Origin of the sequence: Laspinema olomoucense D3b, assembly GCF_025370785.1 — a bacterium.
Lineage (GTDB): Bacteria > Cyanobacteriota > Cyanobacteriia > Cyanobacteriales > Laspinemataceae > Laspinema > Laspinema olomoucense.
In genome coordinates, this window is sequence record NZ_JAMXFA010000095.1 from 1 (window position 1) to 1,509 (window position 1,509).

The 1,509-nt window shown below is 41.2% G+C and carries 2 protein-coding genes; both read right to left on the reverse strand.

What is annotated here, in order from left to right; all coding sequences use genetic code 11:
* Nucleotides 1–456 precede the first annotated feature (456 nt).
* Complete coding sequence (locus NG792_RS28775; protein WP_261237803.1) at nucleotides 457–831, reverse strand: type II toxin-antitoxin system VapC family toxin; 375 nt, start codon at nucleotides 829–831, stop codon at nucleotides 457–459.
* Nucleotides 818–1,048, reverse strand: a complete 231-nt coding sequence (locus NG792_RS28780; protein WP_261237804.1) for a hypothetical protein — start codon at nucleotides 1,046–1,048, stop codon at nucleotides 818–820. The genes NG792_RS28775 and NG792_RS28780 overlap by 14 nt, the downstream gene beginning before the upstream one ends.
* Nucleotides 1,049–1,509: the final 461 nt, after the last annotated feature.

Consider the following 1,509-nt stretch of genomic DNA (forward strand, 5'->3'; position numbering starts at 1 on the left):
TTGCTTCGCGCTCTTCCCTCCTTCGGCTGATGGACATTTCTTATTTTCCTCTGCCTAGAGTGACAAAAGAGGGATAGAAGAACGAGAACACATTTATCAAGGGCGGTTTGAGGAATTGAAAGAGGAAATTATGCTTGGCGTTGCCGCTTCAGAACGGGGTGAAGTTGTTGATGGGGAAACAGTTTTTTCTGAACTGCAACAAAAGCTACAACAACGCCGCCATCAGGGATAGTTTATGACTAATATTTGTAGTTTCACGTCTCCCGTCAGCCGATATTTTGAAGTCATTATCAAGTGGCAACAGTGGTTTTAATGCGGCAGAACGTTTTCTGAAAAAGTCAATCAAAAGTGGAAGAAATTAGCAAATTTCACCCAACTCCCAATGCTCATAAATTTTTCTCCCACATTCAACGTCCCGATTATTTTAATTCTCATATCGCGGCAAAAGTTCTATAATTAAGTACCTCTGTTAAGATGATTTTCTAACTTTTTATCAAAAGTAAAGATAGATTCTTGATAAACTTTACAATAGGATACTAAAAGACAATCTACAAAATCAAACTTTGTTTCACTATACACCTCTAAAGCTTTGAGCAATAATTTAGGCTTTTCCAGACAAACTAAATCCTCTTCAATTAAGTGACTTAATACTTCTTGAATTTTCTCCCTTTCAACCTGATAAACTTTTTGGAGAACAAATACCACCTCGCAAGCCACTTCAATCGGTAAATTTACCCTATTATTTTCAATAATCTCCGCTGCTTTGGCTGATAATATCTCATGGTCATTCAGGATGTAGCGAAGAATAATATTTGCATCAGCGATCGCCATACTTTTCCCCCGCTGCATTTTCCCAGGCAGTAGATTCTAAAGAGATTAAATCCGGTTTAGCATAACTTTGTAAGACACCTTTTAAACTTTTTCTGGGAACCGGATTAGGTTTTTTCGTAAACACAACAATCTCGACCTGTTGCCCGGAAAGTTCTGGAGGCAGGTCTAATAAAACTTGACCATTTTTCACGGTTTGTACTGTGCGAATAACTTCCATCAATTAAGCTACTCCATTAATGATGTCAAAACGAGATCAGGGTTTAACTTAGCATACCCTAGGAATGGCTCGGGGCCGATCGCCACCCTCTCATGATTCAGCATAAGGCATTGCCTCGTCCCTCTGCTGAAAACAGCCGGAGTTGTGTGAGGGAGAGGATAGGAGCAATGCGATCGCTAGGGGTTGCCCCCACCCGCTTAGGTTGACCGGAATCCGGATCATTACCGTCGATCGTGGGTTGAGGTTTGCTTCAGTTCCAGAGGGAGTAAAGGGGCCTGAGCAACTGGAATTTTTATCCTTACTCCAGCTACGTTCAACGCGAGTTCGCCAGAATCATCAATCACCAAAATTCCCTTAGAATAATCACAGGGTTGAGGAGATAACTAGGGCTTGCTGAAAAGAAGCAAAAAGCTTACCGTACAAGGGTTGTAGGAGTATTGCTCGAACACAAAAGACAGGAA

Excerpts from the sequence above, each read along its gene's own strand:
- NG792_RS28780 (WP_261237804.1), bottom strand. The coding sequence starts at position 1,048 with ATGGAAGTTATTCGCACAGTACAAACCGTGAAAAATGGTCAAGTTTTA.
- NG792_RS28775 (WP_261237803.1), bottom strand. The coding sequence starts at position 831 with ATGGCGATCGCTGATGCAAATATTATTCTTCGCTACATCCTGAATGAC.